At 64.5% G+C, this 15,512-nt stretch carries 15 protein-coding genes; 9 read left to right on the forward strand and 6 right to left on the reverse strand.

Annotation, left to right across the window (positions count from 1 at the left end):
- Positions 1 to 2 precede the first annotated feature (2 nt).
- Positions 3 to 407: an ACT domain-containing protein gene (locus AC1RL5_RS21075; protein ID WP_492589453.1), complete on the reverse strand. Its 405-nt coding sequence runs from the start codon at positions 405 to 407 to the stop codon at positions 3 to 5.
- A gap of 110 nt (positions 408 to 517) precedes the next feature.
- Here AC1RL5_RS21075 and AC1RL5_RS21080 point away from each other — a divergent pair, with 110 nt between their 5' ends.
- From AC1RL5_RS21080 to AC1RL5_RS21095, 4 genes are all read left to right on the forward strand, one after another.
- The gene (locus AC1RL5_RS21080) at positions 518 to 1,417 is read left to right on the forward strand and encodes a LysR family transcriptional regulator ArgP (protein ID WP_492589452.1); all 900 of its coding nucleotides are present in this window, start codon (positions 518 to 520) and stop codon (positions 1,415 to 1,417) included.
- Positions 1,418 to 1,514: 97 nt separating this feature from the next.
- Positions 1,515 to 2,507: an NAD-dependent epimerase/dehydratase family protein gene (locus tag AC1RL5_RS21085; protein WP_072450825.1), complete on the forward strand. Its 993-nt coding sequence runs from the start codon at positions 1,515 to 1,517 to the stop codon at positions 2,505 to 2,507.
- Between the two features lie 106 nt (positions 2,508 to 2,613).
- Positions 2,614 to 3,453 (forward strand): coiled-coil domain-containing protein, encoded by an 840-nt coding sequence (locus tag AC1RL5_RS21090; protein WP_011063075.1) that lies wholly within the window; start codon positions 2,614 to 2,616, stop codon positions 3,451 to 3,453.
- A gap of 123 nt (positions 3,454 to 3,576) precedes the next feature.
- A complete protein-coding gene (locus AC1RL5_RS21095) occupies positions 3,577 to 4,422 on the forward strand; it encodes a cache domain-containing protein (RefSeq protein ID WP_015636798.1) in 846 nt (281 codons plus the stop codon).
- Positions 4,423 to 4,508: 86 nt separating this feature from the next.
- Here AC1RL5_RS21095 and AC1RL5_RS21100 read toward each other — a convergent pair whose 3' ends face one another.
- Positions 4,509 to 6,026: an MDR family MFS transporter gene (locus AC1RL5_RS21100; protein WP_072450823.1), complete on the reverse strand. Its 1,518-nt coding sequence runs from the start codon at positions 6,024 to 6,026 to the stop codon at positions 4,509 to 4,511.
- 396 nt (positions 6,027 to 6,422) lie between these two features.
- Between AC1RL5_RS21100 and AC1RL5_RS21105 the strand changes: the two genes are divergently transcribed.
- Positions 6,423 to 7,337 carry a helix-turn-helix domain-containing protein gene (locus AC1RL5_RS21105; protein WP_011063072.1) on the forward strand — a complete coding sequence of 305 codons (915 nt, stop codon included), beginning with the start codon at positions 6,423 to 6,425 and terminating at the stop codon, positions 7,335 to 7,337.
- Here the strand turns inward: AC1RL5_RS21105 and AC1RL5_RS21110 are convergent.
- Positions 7,330 to 7,506, reverse strand: coding sequence for a hypothetical protein (locus AC1RL5_RS21110; protein ID WP_492589451.1), 177 nt, complete (start codon positions 7,504 to 7,506; stop codon positions 7,330 to 7,332). The two genes, AC1RL5_RS21105 and AC1RL5_RS21110, sit on opposite strands and share 8 nt — an antisense overlap.
- A 141-nt stretch (positions 7,507 to 7,647) precedes the next feature.
- Complete coding sequence (locus tag AC1RL5_RS21115; RefSeq protein WP_207239646.1) at positions 7,648 to 8,553, reverse strand: LysR family transcriptional regulator; 906 nt, start codon at positions 8,551 to 8,553, stop codon at positions 7,648 to 7,650.
- Between the two features lie 113 nt (positions 8,554 to 8,666).
- Between AC1RL5_RS21115 and AC1RL5_RS21120 the strand changes: the two genes are divergently transcribed.
- Positions 8,667 to 9,551 (forward strand): MBL fold metallo-hydrolase, encoded by an 885-nt coding sequence (locus AC1RL5_RS21120; protein WP_377706575.1) that lies wholly within the window; start codon positions 8,667 to 8,669, stop codon positions 9,549 to 9,551.
- Between the two features lie 69 nt (positions 9,552 to 9,620).
- Positions 9,621 to 10,235 (forward strand): NAD(P)-dependent oxidoreductase, encoded by a 615-nt coding sequence (locus tag AC1RL5_RS21125; protein ID WP_011063068.1) that lies wholly within the window; start codon positions 9,621 to 9,623, stop codon positions 10,233 to 10,235.
- Between the two features lie 104 nt (positions 10,236 to 10,339).
- On the opposite strand, the gene AC1RL5_RS21130 is transcribed toward AC1RL5_RS21125, so the two are convergent.
- Positions 10,340 to 11,221 (reverse strand): LysR substrate-binding domain-containing protein, encoded by an 882-nt coding sequence (locus AC1RL5_RS21130; RefSeq protein ID WP_011063067.1) that lies wholly within the window; start codon positions 11,219 to 11,221, stop codon positions 10,340 to 10,342.
- Between the two features lie 159 nt (positions 11,222 to 11,380).
- Between AC1RL5_RS21130 and AC1RL5_RS21135 the strand changes: the two genes are divergently transcribed.
- Complete coding sequence (locus AC1RL5_RS21135) at positions 11,381 to 13,018, forward strand: 5-guanidino-2-oxopentanoate decarboxylase (protein ID WP_011063066.1); 1,638 nt, start codon at positions 11,381 to 11,383, stop codon at positions 13,016 to 13,018.
- Positions 13,015 to 14,463: an aldehyde dehydrogenase family protein gene (locus AC1RL5_RS21140; RefSeq protein ID WP_492589450.1), complete on the forward strand. Its 1,449-nt coding sequence runs from the start codon at positions 13,015 to 13,017 to the stop codon at positions 14,461 to 14,463. The genes AC1RL5_RS21135 and AC1RL5_RS21140 overlap by 4 nt, the downstream gene beginning before the upstream one ends.
- A 7-nt stretch (positions 14,464 to 14,470) precedes the next feature.
- On the opposite strand, the gene AC1RL5_RS21145 is transcribed toward AC1RL5_RS21140, so the two are convergent.
- The gene (locus tag AC1RL5_RS21145; protein WP_015636791.1) at positions 14,471 to 15,400 is read right to left on the reverse strand and encodes an AraC family transcriptional regulator; all 930 of its coding nucleotides are present in this window, start codon (positions 15,398 to 15,400) and stop codon (positions 14,471 to 14,473) included.
- Positions 15,401 to 15,512 lie beyond the last annotated feature (112 nt).

Genomic DNA, 15,512 nt, shown 5'->3' on the forward strand with positions numbered 1-15,512 from the left:
GGTTATTGCTCCTCGCCGGCGGCCAGTTGTTGCAATACCTGCATGGCCCGCCCGGCATCCGCCTGGCCGACAAACAGGTGGTCGTGGTAGTAGCCGGCGATCACGTTGCAACTGATCCCGGCCTTGCCCAGGGCCCCGGCGAAGGCAGCGGTCAGGCCCACGGCTTCGAGCGCCGAATGCACGTTGAGGGTGATCCAGGCGGCTACATAGTCGAAGCCCAAGCCCAGGCGCTCGGCCTGCTGGCGCCGGAGAATCACGGTCAGGCCTTCGCGCTCGCGAAAACTGCCCAGCACTTCGCAGTCCTGCAGCAGGCTGCGGTCGGAGAGGGAGCAGAACACGTACTCGCCGTCATTGAGCTGCGGGCTCATGCTGCGCAGCAGGGTTGCGAGGGAGGTTTCACCGGCCATGAACGGAATCCTTGAACGAAGAGGCATTGCTGAGGCTTTACGCTGGCTATTTTCCCGGCCCAGGTTGTATAAGAAAAACCAATATTACTGATCTCTCATTAGGAAAACTGATGTTCGACTACAAGTTGCTCTCGGCCTTGGCCGCAGTGATCGAGCAGGCAGGGTTCGAGCGGGCGGCCCAGGTGCTGGGTTTGTCACAGTCGGCGATTTCCCAGCGGATCAAACTGCTGGAGGCCCGGGTCGGCCAGCCAGTGTTGGTGCGGGTGACGCCGCCAGCGCCGACGGAAATCGGCCGGCGCCTGCTCAACCATGTGCAGCAGGTGCGCCTGCTGGAGCGCGACCTGCAAAGCCTGGTGCCGGCCCTGGACGAGGAGGGCCTGCCGGAGCGCTTGCGCATCGCCCTCAACGCCGACAGCCTGGCCACCTGGTGGGCTGGCGCAGTGGGCGATTTTTGCGCCGAGCACCATCTGCTCCTGGACCTGGTGGTGGAAGACCAGACCGTCGGCCTCAAGCGCATGCGCGCCGGGGAAGTGGCGGCCTGCGTCTGTGCCAGCGAGCGCCCGGTGGCCGGGGCCCGCAGCCTGCTGCTGGGGGCCATGCGCTACCGGGCCATGGCCAGCCCGGAATTCATCACCCGGCATTTTCCCCAGGGCGTGCGTGCCGAGCAGTTGCCGCGCACACCGGCGCTGGTGTTTGGCCCCGACGATTTCCTGCAGCATCGCTACCTGGCTTCCCTGGGCGTGGACGGTGCTTTCGAGCATCATCTGTGCCCGTCTTCCGAGGGCTTCATTCGCCTGACCGAGGCCGGCCTGGGCTGGGGGCTGGTGCCCGAGTTGCAGGTCCGCGAGCAGCTCGAGCGAGGCCTGCTGTTGGAGCTGTTGCCGGATAAACCCATCGATGTGCCGCTGTACTGGCATCATTGGCGCAACGGCGGCCAATTGCTGGGGCTGCTCACCGAGCACCTGGCACGTTTGTCGGCACAATGGCTGGTGCCCTGGGAGCAGCCGTAAGCGTCAAGCGACAAGCTGCAAGTAGACAGCTTGCGCACTGATTTTTAACTTGCAGCTTGTAGCTCGTAGCTCGTCACTGCTTTCTTAGGAATATTTCATGAAGATTCTGGTTACCGGCGCAAGCGGCTTCATCGGCGGGCGCTTCGCCCGCTTTGCCCTTGAGCAGGGCCTGGAGGTGCGGGTCAATGGCCGTCGCGCCGAAGCCGTGGAGCATCTGGTGCGCCGTGGCGCTGAGTTCGTCCAGGGTGACCTGAGCGATGCCGATCTGGTGCGCGAGCTGTGCCGCGACGTCGACAGCGTGGTGCATTGCGCCGGTGCCGTGGGCTTGTGGGGGCGCTACCAGGACTTCCACCAGGGCAATGTGCTGGTCACCGAAAACGTGGTCGAAGCCTGCCTCAAGCAGCGGGTGCAGCGGCTGGTGCACCTGTCTTCGCCCTCGATCTACTTCGACGGCCGGGATCACCTGGGGTTGACCGAGGAACAAGTGCCCAAGCGCTTCCGGCATCCTTATGCGGCCACCAAGTACCTGGCCGAGCAAAAGGTCTTCGGCGCCCAGGAGTTCGGCCTTGAAGTGCTTGCCCTGCGCCCGCGCTTCGTCACCGGCGCCGGCGACATGAGCATCTTCCCGCGGCTGTTGAAGATGCAGCGCAAGGGCCGCCTGGCCATTGTCGGCAACGGCCTGAACAAGGTCGATTTCACCAGTGTGCACAACCTCAACGAGGCGTTGTTCAGCAGCCTGCACGCCAGCGGCTCGGCCTTGGGCAAGGCCTACAACATCAGCAACGGCACACCGGTGCCTTTGTGGGATGTGGTCAATTATGTGATGCGCCAGATGCAGGTGCCGCAAGTCACCCGTTATCGCTCCTTCGGCCTGGCTTATGGCGTGGCGGCGCTCAACGAAGGTGTCTGCAAGCTCTGGCCGGGGCGGCCGGAGCCGACTCTGTCGCGCCTGGGAATGCAGGTCATGAACAAGAATTTCACCCTGGATATCAGCCGTGCTCGGCATTATCTCGGCTATGAGCCCAAGGTCAGCCTGTGGGCGGCCCTGGATGAGTTCTGCGCCTGGTGGAAAGCCCAGGACATAAGCTGAAACCAAAGACTGAACCGAGTTTGCCCGGCCCGGTCCATTGGCCGGGCGGATTAGCGGTTTATACTCGCCGCACTCAGCCACCACCGCGTTTCACAAAGGTTGCCCCATGCGTAACGATGCAAACGATGACTTCGACGACGTTCCCAGTCTGCGCGCCGATCCTCTCGACGACGATGTCTTCCCCACCACCAGCGCTGCCCGCGAGCGTACCTCCGTGCATTCGCGCGGCACGCCGGTAGTCAAGGTCAAGAGCCCCAGCACCGGCCCGCTCTGGGCATTGGTGGGCGCCTTGTTCTTTGCCTTCATCGGCCTTGCCTGGTGGAGCTTCCAGCAGATTTCGCTGATGGAACAGCAATTGGTGGCGACCCAGGAAAGCTTCGCCAGGATCAGTGAGGAAGCGGCCGGACGCCTGCAGGACATCTCCGGCAAGGTGGTGGCCAGCCAGACCAATGTCACCACCGACAGCGAAGCGCTGAAGCTGCAGATCAAGCAACTGGAGAGCCGCCTGCAGGACCAGAGCCGACAGCAGCAGGGCGTGGCGGGGCAGGCCACCGATCTGGACAAGCGCCTGGCGCAGATGAGCGCGCAGACCGCCGAGCAGCAAGCAGCCAACAGCCAGTTGCAGGCCCAGGTGAAAGCCTTGAGCGGTGAACTGGCGAGCCTGAAAAGCGCCCAGACCGACAACGGCAAGGTCGATGCCCAGCTCAAGAGCCTGGGCGCCGACCTGGCCACGCTGAAGAAACAGGGCAATCCGAGCGCCGCCATCGAGCGTCTGGAACAGGACCTGATCGTGCTCAAGAGCCAGCAGGACAACCGTCCCGCCGCTGCGCAAAACGGTGCCAGCACTGCCGAGTTCGACGCCTTTCGCGGCCAGGTGACCCGCAACATCAACACGCTGCAAAGCCAGATCCAGAACCTGCAGCAGCAGATCAACACCCGCCCTTGATGGGGGCCGCCTTCCCACGCCTGGCGTGGGAAGGCGTCGGTTCACCCCCCGTGTGCTGAATGTTTCCGCATATCCTGCAGCCGTCTACGCTCTTCGAACGCCAACACGAACGAGGAGCGGGCGATGAGACTGTGGCTTGGAAATACCTGGGTGGGCTGGCTGCTGCTGTTGTGCTTGGGCCCGCTGCAGGCGGCGCCGTCGGTGGATGATGGCGCGGCGGCCCGGGCGCTGCTGGAAAAGGCCCTGGGCTACTACCACGATCAGGGCGACAAGGCATTCGCTGCCTTCAGCCGCCAGGGCGAGTTCGTCGACCACGACCGCTATGTGTTCGTGGTGGATACCCAAGGCGTGATGCTGGCCAGTGGCGGTCCCTCGTCGGCGTTGATTGGCCGTGATGTGTCGCAAGTCCTGGGGCCGGACCTGCGCAAGGCGTTCAAGCAAGCGTTGAAGACGCCCGAGGGCAATGGCATCCAGCAGGCCGAGTACCGCTGGCAGAACTGGGCCGACGGCAAGATCGAGCGCAAGCATGTGTATTTCCAGCGGGTCGGCGAACGCATCCTGGCGGTGGGTTACTACCAGCCCCGGGCGTCGGCCGAGCAGGCCAGGGCATTGTTGGAGAGGGCTGCCACGGCCCTGAGCACGGACCGCAACGGCACGCTCAAGGCGATCAACCAGTTGCAGGGCGGTTTTCTTGAAGACGATCTGTACGTGTTCGTGGTGGACATGGACAGCCGGCGCTACCTGGCCCATGGCACCAACCTGCGTTTGCTCAACACCGACTTCGCCAAGATCAGGGATCCCGAAGGCAAGCCGGTGGGCGAGCCGATGCTGGCGCTCATGGCTCGCGAGGATCAGGGCGAATACCAATACCGCTGGAAGAACCCGGTAACCGGCAAGGTGGAGGACAAGCACGCCTACCTGCGCAAGGTAGGGAATCTGCTGGTTGCGGTGGGCTACTACAGCCCTTGATCATGCTGCCCTGCAGCCGCTGCCGCAGGCTGCTTCAGCAAAGGCTGGAGCGCTTCGACCAAAGCGGCTACAGGACCCGGGGCGGGTTAACGCGCCTTGTCTTCACGACCGCGCAGCAGGCGATTGGGCATGGCGATCGCCGCTGCCAGCCCCAGCAGGGATACCCCGGCACTGACCAGCAACAGATGCTTGAAGGTCGTCAGCAACTCGGCTCGCAAGGCGTCCCGCGCCGGGCCGGGGGCGGCGTTCAGGCCTTCCAGCAGGGCATTGCCGGAGTGCCCTTCAACCATCAGCCCGGCGCCACCGAGATGGGCCAGGCTGGAATCCTGGAGCAAGGCCAGCAGCAACGCCGACATCAGCGCCACGCCCACCGCCCCGCCGAGGGCGCGGAACAGGTTGGTGGTGCTGGTGGCCACGCCGATATCCCGTTGCTCCACCGAGTTCTGCGTGCCCACCAGGGAGGTGGGGAACTGCATGCCGCCGGCGATCCCGCAGAGCAGCATGAACAGGCCGCTGAGCAGCTCCGACTGCGGCGGCACCAGGGCCATGCCGAGGATCGACAGCGGCATCAGCAGCGCGCCACTGAGGATCATCGGCTTGTAGCGCCCGGTGACCGAGGTCAGGCGCCCGGCACAATAGGCGCCCATTGGCAGACCCATGGCCAGCGGCAGCAGGTGCAGGGCGGCACTGTCGGCCCCGGCGCCGGTGATGCTCTGGAAGCGCAGCGGCATCAGCACGATCAGGGAAATGGCCTGGAAGCTGGTGAAGAAGATCGTGCACCAGCACAGCAGCGCGTTGCGGTTGGTGAACAGGTGCATCGGCAGCAGGGGTTCCCGGGCCCGGCGCTCATGCCAGACGAACAGCGCCAGGACGATAACCGCGATGGCCAGCAGATCGAGCACTTCGGCGCTGCGCCAGGAATAGCCCTGGCCTACCTGGGTGATACCCAGCAGCAGGGCGGTCAGGCCGATGATCATCAGCACGGTACCGAGGTAGTCGATGATCGGCTTGCGCTGGGGCACCGGCAGCCCGATCAGAGTGCGATGCGCCACCCACCAGGCGCCCAGGCCCAGAGGCAGGTTGATCAGGAACACCCAGCGCCAGGAAAGGAATTCGGTCATGTAGCCGCCCAGCACCGGGCCGGCGACGCTGGCCACTGCGTACATGCTGCTGAAGTAGCCCTGGTAGCGACCGCGCTCCCGAGGCGGAACTATGTCGCCAATGATGGCCTGGCTCACTGAGATCATGCCGCCGGCGCCGATACCCTGAATAATCCGCGCCAGCACCAGTTGCTCCATGTTCTGTGCCAGGCCGCAGAACAGCGAGGCCAGGGTGAACAGCCCCATGCCGAACAGCATCAAGCGGCGGCGGCCGTAGAGGTCGCCGAGCTTGCCGTAGATGGGCACTGCCACGGTCATCGCCACCATGTAGCCGGAGATCACCCAGGCCAGCAGGCCGACGTCCTTGAACTGGGCGGAAATGGCCGGCATGGAGACGGCGACGATGGTCTGGTCCAGGGCACCGAGAAAGATCGCCAGCATCAGGGCGATCAGCACGCTGCGAATGGCCGGTTTGGGCGAGACGGGCTGTTGGAAGTGGGTCACGAAAGAACCTGCGGGCAGAGATTGACCCGGCGGAGCAAGGCCGGTGGAAGTGCGCTTCAGTGTACTAGATAGGAGCCTACTAGATAGCCATACAAGGAAGTCTCCGGGGATTTTTCATCTGGGCTTAACTGATGGGAACGATGCTCTGTGAAGACCTGGGCGGCCAGACGAAAACGCAGATTATTCGGCGGGAATTAGCTGGTAATGGGACGCATTCTGTATAGTGCCCGGCACTGGGCTGGTGCTCTGAACACCGGCCCGGTCAATGTCCATTGATGTTGCTGTTGCTTGTATTTCGCCTGGGCGTATTCGTTTATCGAAGAGCCCTGGCGGTTGTCTGATGGTTCGCCCGCTGGCGCCCCCGTCGCCCGTCACACTGAGGCCTGGACTGTAGTGATGAACAAGCCTGCCCTTGCGTCGATTCCGGTGTTCAAGCTCTATGGCGAGAGCCTGGACTGGCCCACCCCGGACCTGCTTCATTGCGAGCCCATCAGCCAGCGCAGCCGCGAGCACCATTGGGAAATCAAGCCCCATCGGCATGCCGACCTCTGCCAGTTGCTGTTTGTATACCGTGGGCAGGCGGAACTGGAGATCGAAGGCCAGCGTACCCTGCTGGACAAATCGATGGTCCAGGTCCTGCCGCCGCTGTCGGTCCATGGCTTCCGGTTTTCCGAAGACATAGAAGGTTATGTGGTAACGCTGGCAGCGCCGCTGGTAAGCCATCTGCAAACCCAACTGGGGCAGGGGCAAAATACCCTGGCCAGGCCCGAGGGATATCCGACGGGGGCAGACGAGGCGTACCTGAACGGTTTGTTCGCCGCCTTGCAGCAGGAGTACCAGGGGCAGCAGCCGGCTCGGGAAATGCTCATGCATGCGCTGGTCAGCATGATTGTGGTCTGGGTCGGGCGCCAGGCGTTGCAGCGCAGCAGTGCCAGCCGGCGTCCCCAGCGGGCCCGTGAGTATTTCAATGGCTTCATCCAGTTGGTGGAAGCCCATTACCGCGAGCATGTGAAGGTCGAGGACTTGGCCCACAAGCTGGGCATTTCAGTGTCGCACCTCAACGGCACCTGCCGTGAACTGGCAGGGCAGCCGGCGCTGCAGATCATGCACGAACGCCAGCTACTGGAAGCCAAGCGGCTGCTGACCTACACCGGGATGACCATCTACGAGATTTCCGCGGACCTGGGGTTTTCCGACCCCACCAACTTCACCCGGCTGTTCCGGCGCCGGGAGGGGATCTCGCCCAAGGTATTTCGCGACCGCCTGAAGGCCGATCAGGCCGGCGACGCCGATTCGCTGACGCTCACCTGAGGGCGTTCAAGGTGGCGTTGTGGGGCATGCAGCGCTCCAGGTTGCAACTGGCGTAGTTGCGCGGTTGCATGCGCGCCTGCTCCACGCGATAAGCGGCAGTACCGTATAGCGCCAGGGTCACGGTGCAGGTCATGAAGATGGCCAGGTACCTTCTTATCTTGACGTTCATGGCAACGACCTCTGAACCCATACCCCTTTGGTTTAAAGGGGTACTGTTATCAGCATAGGTCAGTTGCGGGGGCTTGCCCGACCTGTTTGGCAGGGTATTCAGCAGCTGGATCGAGCAGCCCGGCCAGCGCCGAGTCTCTGCCTACAAACCGTCATCCCAGAGCGGTTGCAGGGGAAACCTGAGGACCAGGAAGTCGAGCATGCTGCGCAAAGTCGCCGGCATGTGCTTGCGCGAGGCATAGACCGCGTACATGTTCATCGTGCGCGGTTCGGCGTGGGGCAGCAGGCGTACCAGCTCTCCACGCTTGATGTACTCACCAGCCTGGTAGCTGGGCAGCATGGCGATCCCGGCGCCGGCCATGGTGGTGCGCAGCAGCGTGCTGGCCTCGTTGGCGCTGATGTTGCCCTGCACCGGCACCGATACCTGTTCGCCATCCTGTTCGAAATGCCACAGGCTCTTGCCGAAGTAGGAGTGGGTCAGGCAGTTGTGCCGGTTCAGTTCCTCCACCCGCTGGGGCGCGGGGTGCTCTCGCAGATAGGCCGGCGAGGCGCAGATCACTGAGCGGCAGACCGTCAGGCGCCGGGCGATCAGGTTCGGGTCCAGGTCATTGCTGGTACGGATCGCCAGGTCAATGCGTTCATCCACTAGGTTTACCGTGCGATCGAGCATCTGCAGGTCGATGCTGACCCCCGGGTAGCGCTTGACGTAGTCGGCCACGGCATCCGCCAGTTGCGACTGGCCGAACGAGGTACTGACGCTGATGCGCAGCAGGCCGCGGGGTGCATCGTCCGGCTCGCCGACCGCGGCCTGCATGTCGCTGGACAGCTCCAGCATCTGCCGGCAGCGGGGCAGGATCTCACCGCCGGCGGCGGTCAGGCTGAGCTTGCGCGTGGTTCGGTGCATCAGCCGGGCGCCGACCCAGTCCTCCAATTCCGCCAGATAACGTGACACCACCGGACGCGACAGGTCCAGGTGATCGGCGGCGGCCGACTGGCTGCCCAGGTCGACGACGGTGACGAAGACCCGCATTGCTTGGAGACGATCCATGATTTGCCCGCTTTCAGAAACAAACTATGTTCAAGCATCGCATTTTTTGTAACGAGTCTGGCAACTAAGCTCTGTCCATCCCAACCCAGCCAACAGATGCCGGAGCTGCCCTCATGATCGGATTCACTTCACTCAAACGCTTGCTGCTGGCCACTGCCACCCTGGGCTTTGCCGCCCATGCCGCGGCCGCCGAGCCGACCCTGAGCCTGGATGTCTACAACCCGGGCGCCAACGCAATCTTCCCGGTGACCTCGGTGCTGGTCAGCGGCAAGAAGGACGCGATCCTGGTGGACGCCCAGTTCGGCAAGTCCCAGGCCCAGCAACTGGTGGACAAGATCCGCGCCAGCGGCAAGCACTTGACCACCATCTACATCAGTCATGGTGACCCGGACTACTACTTCGGCCTCGACACCCTGACCGCCGCCTTCCCCGACGCCAAGGTGGTGGCTTCGCAGCCGACCGTGGATCACATCAAGGCCACGGTGGATGGCAAGCTGGCGTTCTGGGGCCCGAAAATGGGCGCCGACGTACCGGCCAAGACCATCGTGCCGGGCGTGCTCAAGGGCCACAGCCTGACCCTGGAAGGGCAGAAGCTCGACGTCATTGGCCTGGACGGCAAGCAGCCGGACCGCAGCTTTGTGTGGATCCCGTCGATCAAGGCGGTGGTCGGTGGCGTGGTGGTCGCGGAAAACATCCACGTGTGGATGGCCGATACCCAGACCCCGCAGTCCCATGCGGACTGGCTGGCTACCCTCAAGACCATCGACAGCCTGCAACCCAAGACCGTGATTCCCGGGCACTTCCTCGGTGACAGCGCGCGTTCCCTGGCCCCGGTGCACTTCACCGCGGACTACATCAAGGCCTTCGACGAGGAAACCGCCAAGGCCAAGGATTCCGCCGAGCTGATCGCGACCATGAAAAAGCGTTACCCGGACCTGGGCGAGGACAGCTCCCTGGAGCTGAGCGCCAAGGTCGCCAAGGGCGAAATGAAGTGGTGAAAACGGTTTGACCCACTCCCTTGTGGGGGCGGATGCCTCTGTACTCTCTTAGCCAACTGGAGACATGTCATGAGCAAGATCGCAATCATTGGTGCCACCGGCCGTGCCGGTAGCCAACTGCTGGAAGAAGCCCTGCGTCGCGGCCACAGCGTGACAGCCATCGCCCGCAACACGGCGAAGATCGGTTCGCGTGCCGGCGTGGTCAGCCGCGATGTGGATGTGGCCGACAGTGCCGCGCTGCAAGCGGCGGTGGCCGGTCACGATGTGGTGATCAGCGCGGCGCATTTTTCCAGCATCGCTGCCAATGCCATCATCGACCCGGTGAAAAAGGCCGGGGTCAAGCGCCTGCTGGTGGTAGGCGGTGCCGGTTCGCTGTTGCTGCCGGGTGGCAGCAAGGTCATCGATAGCCCGGGCTTCCCGGAGGAATACAAGGCCGAAGCCAGCGCCGGCGGGGTGTACCTGGAGACCCTGCGCAAGGAGCAGGACCTGGACTGGACCTTTCTTTCGCCATCGGCGGAGTTCGTCGAGGGTGAGCGTACCGGGCACTTCCGCCTGGGCCAGGACGACCTGCTGGTCAGCGCAGAGGGCCGTAGCTGGATCACTTTTGCCGACTACGCCATCGCCATGCTCGACGAGGTGGAAAAGCCCGCCCATAGCCGTCAGCGTTTCACCGTCGGCTACTGATCACTGGCCGATTGACCCGTTAGCCGCCTGCTGCAGGCGGCTACCGGGTTGTTCCGGCAAGCGTTGAAGGCCCCTCGTGGGGCTTTTCGCTGCCTGCCGGTATTTCAGCGCTGTCGGGCCTGTTCCACCAGCCAGTCCAGCAGTTCCTGCAGGGCCGGCGAAGGCCCCGGGCGCTCCGGGTACACCAGGTAATACGCCTGCCCTGTCGGCACCTTCAATTCAAAGGGCATGACCAGCCGCCCGGCACTCAGGTCATCGCCAATCAATGCCCAGTCGCCAATCGCCACGCCTGTGCCCTGGGAGGCCACGGACATCGCCAGGTCCAGGGTCTCGAAGTGCTGGCCCTTGCCCAGGGTGTCCAGGGGCGTGCCAGCGGCCTTGAGCCAGGTCTGCCAGTCCCGCTGATCATGGGAGGGGTGCAGCAGCAGGTGCTGTTGCAGGTCTCTGGGGCTCGTCAGCGGCACCGGGCCTTCCAGCAGGGGCCGGGAACAGACCGGAGTCAGCTGTTCATTGAACAGGTGTCGCGAGCCCAGGGTCGGTGCCGGTGGCGCGCCGTACATGACCGCGGCGTCGAACGGCTCGCGGCCGAAATCCACGCCATGGGCAATGGTGGTGGTCAGTTGCACCGGCACATCGGGGCGCTCCTTCTGCCACTGCAGCAACCGCGGCAGCAGCCAGCGCATCACGCAGGTCGGGGCCTTGAGCCGCAGGTTGCGCTTCTGGCCGCCGATCTCGTCCACCGCGCCATTGATCATTTCGAACACCTGCTGCACCCGTGGCAGCCATTCCAGCCCCTCGGCGGTGAGGCTCAGGCCCCGGGCCTGGCGCAGGAACAACGGATAGCCCAGGTGACTTTCCAGCCCGGCGATCTGCCGGCTCACCGCTCCCTGGGTGATGTGCAACTGCTCGGCGGCGCGAGTGAAGTTGCAGCACTGGGCGGTGATCAGAAAAGTGTGCAGCGCGGGCAAGGGAGGAAGGCGTTTCATGGCTGGCCGAGGCATGACGTGGGGACATGGCTAGTATGACTTTTTATCCATTGTTGCGGCTACAGGCCCACCGTTCCAATAGCCCCTCTATCGGCGCCCGCAGGCGTTTTCCAGCCTGTGGCCGACGTGCGGTTTTCCTCCAATAAGAAGGGCGATGAGATGGCGACGTGCGGTGAAGTACTGGTCAAGCTACTGGAAGGTTATGGCGTCGAGCAGGTGTTCGGCATTCCCGGGGTACACACTGTGGAGCTGTATCGCGGCCTGGCCCGTTCGCCCATCCATCATGTGACTCCGCGCCATGAGCAAGGCGCCGGCTTCATGGCCGACGGCTACGCCCGAACCAGCGGCAAGCCCGGTGTGTGCTTCATCATCACCGGCCCCGGCATGACCAACATCACCACCGCCATGGGCCAGGCCTACGCCGATTCGATTCCCATGCTGGTGATCTCCAGCGTGCAGGCCCGCAGCCAGTTGGGGGGCGGGCGCGGCAAGCTCCACGAGCTGCCCAACCAGAGTGCGCTGGTCAGTGGCGTGGCGGCGTTTTCCCACACCCTGATGTGTGCCGACGAGTTGCCAGCGGTGCTGGCCCGGGCCTTTGCCCTGTTCCAGGCCGGGCGCCCACGCCCCGTGCATATCGAGATTCCCCTCGATGTGCTGGTCCAGGACGCCGACCACCTGTTGACCAGCGAGCCGGTGCAGATCGCCCGCGCCGGCGCCGCCCCGGCCGCTGTCGCGCAGATGAGCCAACTGCTGGCCAGTGCCAAGCGGCCGCTGATTCTCGCGGGCGGGGGCGCCATCGATGCCGCCCCGGCCCTGACCCGCCTGGCCGAGCTGTTGCAAGCGCCGGTGGCCCTGACCATCAATGCCAAGGGCATGCTGCCTTCGGCGCATCCGCTGCTGATCGGTTCCACCCAGTCCATGGTGGCGACCCGGGCCCTGGTGGCCGAGGCCGATGTGGTCTTGGCCATTGGCACCGAGCTGGCGGAAACCGATTACGACGTGACCTTCGCCGGTGGTTTCGAGATTCCCGCTACCCTGCTGCGTATCGATATCGATGCCGACCAGACCGTGCGCAACTATCCGCCGAAAGTGGCACTGGTGGCCGACGCCCGGATCGCTGCCGAAGCGCTGCTGGCGCAACTTGCCGGGCTGGAATTGGCAGCGCGTCGCAGCGACTGGGGCCAGGTCCGCGCCGCCGCCTTGCGCAGTGAGCTGAGCCAGCTCTGGGACGGCCCGACCCAGGCCCAGACCCTGTTTCTGCAGACCGTGGTCCAGGAACTGCCGGAGATTGTCCTGGTGGGCGATTCCACCCAGCCGGTGTACAGCGGCAACCTGACCTTCAACCCCGAGCAGCCACGACGCTGGTTCAACTCCTCCACCGGCTACGGCACCCTGGGTTATGCCTTGCCGGCGGCCATTGGCGCCTGGCTCGGCGGCGGTTCGCACGCCAGCCAGCGACGGCCGGTGGCCTGCCTGATCGGCGATGGTGGCTTGCAGTTCACCCTTTCGGAACTGGCCTGCGCGGTGGAGGCTCGCACCCCGATCATCGTCCTGCTGTGGAATAACCAGGGCTACGAAGAGATCAAGAAATACATGGTCAATCGCGCCATCGAGCCGGTGGGCGTCGACATCTACACCCCGGATTTCATTGCCGTGGCCAAGGGCCTGGGTTGCGCCGCCGAGCGCATCGACAGCGTCGAGCAACTGCGCGCTGCGCTGCGCTCGGCGGCGGATCGCCAGGGCCCGACCCTGATAGAGGTCGATCAGAACCGCTGGACCCAAGGAGTACAGGCATGAGCGCGCAACCCCTGTTGAACGGGCTGTACATCGACGGCCAATGGTTGGCGGGCAGCGAGCATCTGCAGGTGATCAACCCCAGCACCGAGGGCGTACTGGCCCAGGTTGCCGGTGGCGGTCCCGAGGCCGTGGAGCAGGCGCTGTGCGCTGCCAGCGCCGGCCTTGCGCGTTGGTCGCACAGCAGCGGGGCTGAACGTGCCGCGGTCCTGCGACGGATTGCTGCCGGGGTGGCCGAACGCCGGGAGCGACTGATGCACCTGCAGTCGAGCAACAACGGCAAGCCGCAGTTCGAGGCCGCCATGGATGTGGACGATGTGATTGCCACCTTCGAGTACTACGCCGGGCTGGCCGAAGGCCTGGATGCCGCTCAGGACGCCAACGTGGCACTGCCCAGCGAGGCCTTCAGTGCCCGCCTGCGCCGCGAGCCCTGTGGCATCGTCGGGCTGATCGTGCCGTGGAACTTCCCCATGGTCACCACCGCCTGGAAGCTCGCTCCGGCCCTGGCCGCCGGTTGCAGCGTGGTGCTCAAGCCCTCCGAAGTCACCCCTTTGCCGGAGCTGGAACTGGCGGCAATCATCGCCGGTAGCGGCTTGCCCCGGGGCGTGTTCAACCTGGTCTGCGGCACCGGCCTGGCGGTGGGCGCGCCCCTGGCAGCCGACCCGCGAGTGGCGAAAATCTCCTTCACCGGCAGCAACGCCGTGGGGGTCCAGGTGATGCAACGCGCGGCGGAAACCGTCAAGGGCGTGAGCCTGGAGCTGGGGGGCAAGTCGTCGTTGCTGGTGCTGGCGGATGCCGATCTGGATCTGGCGGTGGAGCTGGCCTGTGGCGGCGGCTTCTTCAACGCCGGGCAGATGTGCTCGGCCACCAGCCGGGTGCTGGTGGCCGATGAGTTGGCCGATGAGTTCCTGTTGCGCCTCAAGGCCCGCGCCGAAGCCATTCGTGTGGCCGACCCGTTCGACCCGGAGGTGGAAATGGGCGCGCTGGTCAATCAGGCGCAATACCGGCGGGTGCAGGCCCATATCGAGGAAGGCTTGAATGTGGGGGCCAAGCTGGTCTGCGGCGGTGGCCGCCCGGCCGGCTTGCAGCAGGGGTATTTCATCCAGCCCACGGTGTTCACCGAGGTGCCGCTGGACAGTGCGCTATGGCGTGAGGAGATCTTTGGCCCGGTGCTCTGCGTGCGCAGTTTCAGCAACGAGCAGCAGGCCATCGAAATGGCCAATGACAGCGAGTTCGGCCTGGTGGCGAGCGTAGTGGGAGCGGATGCAGCGCATGCCGAGCAAGTGGCCAATGCCCTGCAGGCCGGTCTGGTATGGGTCAATGCGCCCCAGGTGATCTTTCCCCAGACGGCGTGGGGCGGCTATAAGCAGAGCAGCATCGGTCGTGAACTGGGGCCCTGGGGGCTACAGGCCTTTCAGGAAATCAAGCATGTGATCCGCGCTCGTTAGGCAGGCCTCAGTTGCTCACCCGCAGGCGCGCCATATCCCGCAACGGCGGCGCGCCGAACAAGCGGCTGTACTCGCGGCTGAACTGCGACGGGCTTTCATAACCCACCCGATAGCCCGCTACCGAAGCCTCCAGCCCCTCGGCCAGCATCAGCCGCCGGGCTTCTTGCAGGCGCAACTGTTTCTGGTACTGCAGCGGGCTCATGGCGGTCATGGCCTTGAAGCGGTGGTGCAGGGTCGAGACGCTCAGGTTCACCTCCCGGGCCAGATCATCGATGCGCAACGGGTGCACGAAATTGCCGTTGAGCCACTTGATGGCCTGGTTGACCCGGTGGCCCTGGCTGTTGGCGGTGGCGATCTCATACAGGCGGTGGCCTTGGGGGCTGCGCAGCAGGCGATAGAGAATTTCCCGGCGTACCAGCGGCGCGAGCATGGCGATGTCTTTCGGGGTGTCCAGCAGGCGGGTCAGGCGCAACACCGCATCGAGCATCGCCGGGTCCAGGCGCTCCACGTACAGGCCGCGCCCGGTAGGCCGGGCGGGTACGCCGATGGGGCCGGCATCGGCAATCAATGCATTGATTTCCCCGGGGTCGATGTCCAGGCGCAGGGCCAGGATCGGCTCCTCTGGTGAAACGATCGCCACCTTGCCGCTCAGGGGGACGGAAACCGAGACCACCAGGTAATTCAAGGGGTCGTAGTTGTAGCTTTCATCGGCCAGGCGTACTTCCTTGCGGCCCTGGGCCATGATGCACAGCGCCGGCTGTGCCAGCACCGAACCGAATTGATGAGAGCTGCTGTGGCGCGAGACGAACAACGAGTCGATGGCCGTGGCGTAGCTGCCGTCCTCGGCGGTGTTGCGTGCAATGATCGCGGCCAGTTCCACGCGCTGCCGTTCCATCTCCGGGGCCAGGGGCGGTGGCGGGGTTTCCAGTGATGGCATGGGGCAGCCTCCGAGTGTTTGCAGTCGGCACAGCTTAAGTTTGTGCAAGAAGCGCGGGTAGGCGAATCCTGCGTAAAACTTGCCTGATCCTGCTGCTTGCGCGCGCGATAGG

Source organism: Pseudomonas sp. GW822-FHT06D10 (assembly GCF_058799535.1).

Bases quoted from the DNA above. Each gene is read 5' to 3' on its own strand.
- AC1RL5_RS21075 (WP_492589453.1), bottom strand. From the start codon at position 407: ATGGCCGGTGAAACCTCCCTCGCAACCCTGCTGCGCAGCATGAGCCCG.
- AC1RL5_RS21080 (WP_492589452.1), top strand. From the start codon at position 518: ATGTTCGACTACAAGTTGCTCTCGGCCTTGGCCGCAGTGATCGAGCAG.
- AC1RL5_RS21085 (WP_072450825.1), top strand. From the start codon at position 1,515: ATGAAGATTCTGGTTACCGGCGCAAGCGGCTTCATCGGCGGGCGCTTC.
- AC1RL5_RS21090 (WP_011063075.1), top strand. From the start codon at position 2,614: ATGCGTAACGATGCAAACGATGACTTCGACGACGTTCCCAGTCTGCGC.
- AC1RL5_RS21095 (WP_015636798.1), top strand. From the start codon at position 3,577: ATGAGACTGTGGCTTGGAAATACCTGGGTGGGCTGGCTGCTGCTGTTG.
- AC1RL5_RS21105 (WP_011063072.1), top strand. From the start codon at position 6,423: ATGAACAAGCCTGCCCTTGCGTCGATTCCGGTGTTCAAGCTCTATGGC.
- AC1RL5_RS21110 (WP_492589451.1), bottom strand. From the start codon at position 7,506: ATGAACGTCAAGATAAGAAGGTACCTGGCCATCTTCATGACCTGCACC.
- AC1RL5_RS21115 (WP_207239646.1), bottom strand. From the start codon at position 8,553: ATGGATCGTCTCCAAGCAATGCGGGTCTTCGTCACCGTCGTCGACCTG.
- AC1RL5_RS21120 (WP_377706575.1), top strand. From the start codon at position 8,667: ATGATCGGATTCACTTCACTCAAACGCTTGCTGCTGGCCACTGCCACC.
- AC1RL5_RS21125 (WP_011063068.1), top strand. From the start codon at position 9,621: ATGAGCAAGATCGCAATCATTGGTGCCACCGGCCGTGCCGGTAGCCAA.
- AC1RL5_RS21130 (WP_011063067.1), bottom strand. From the start codon at position 11,221: ATGAAACGCCTTCCTCCCTTGCCCGCGCTGCACACTTTTCTGATCACC.
- AC1RL5_RS21135 (WP_011063066.1), top strand. From the start codon at position 11,381: ATGGCGACGTGCGGTGAAGTACTGGTCAAGCTACTGGAAGGTTATGGC.
- AC1RL5_RS21140 (WP_492589450.1), top strand. From the start codon at position 13,015: ATGAGCGCGCAACCCCTGTTGAACGGGCTGTACATCGACGGCCAATGG.
- AC1RL5_RS21145 (WP_015636791.1), bottom strand. From the start codon at position 15,400: ATGCCATCACTGGAAACCCCGCCACCGCCCCTGGCCCCGGAGATGGAA.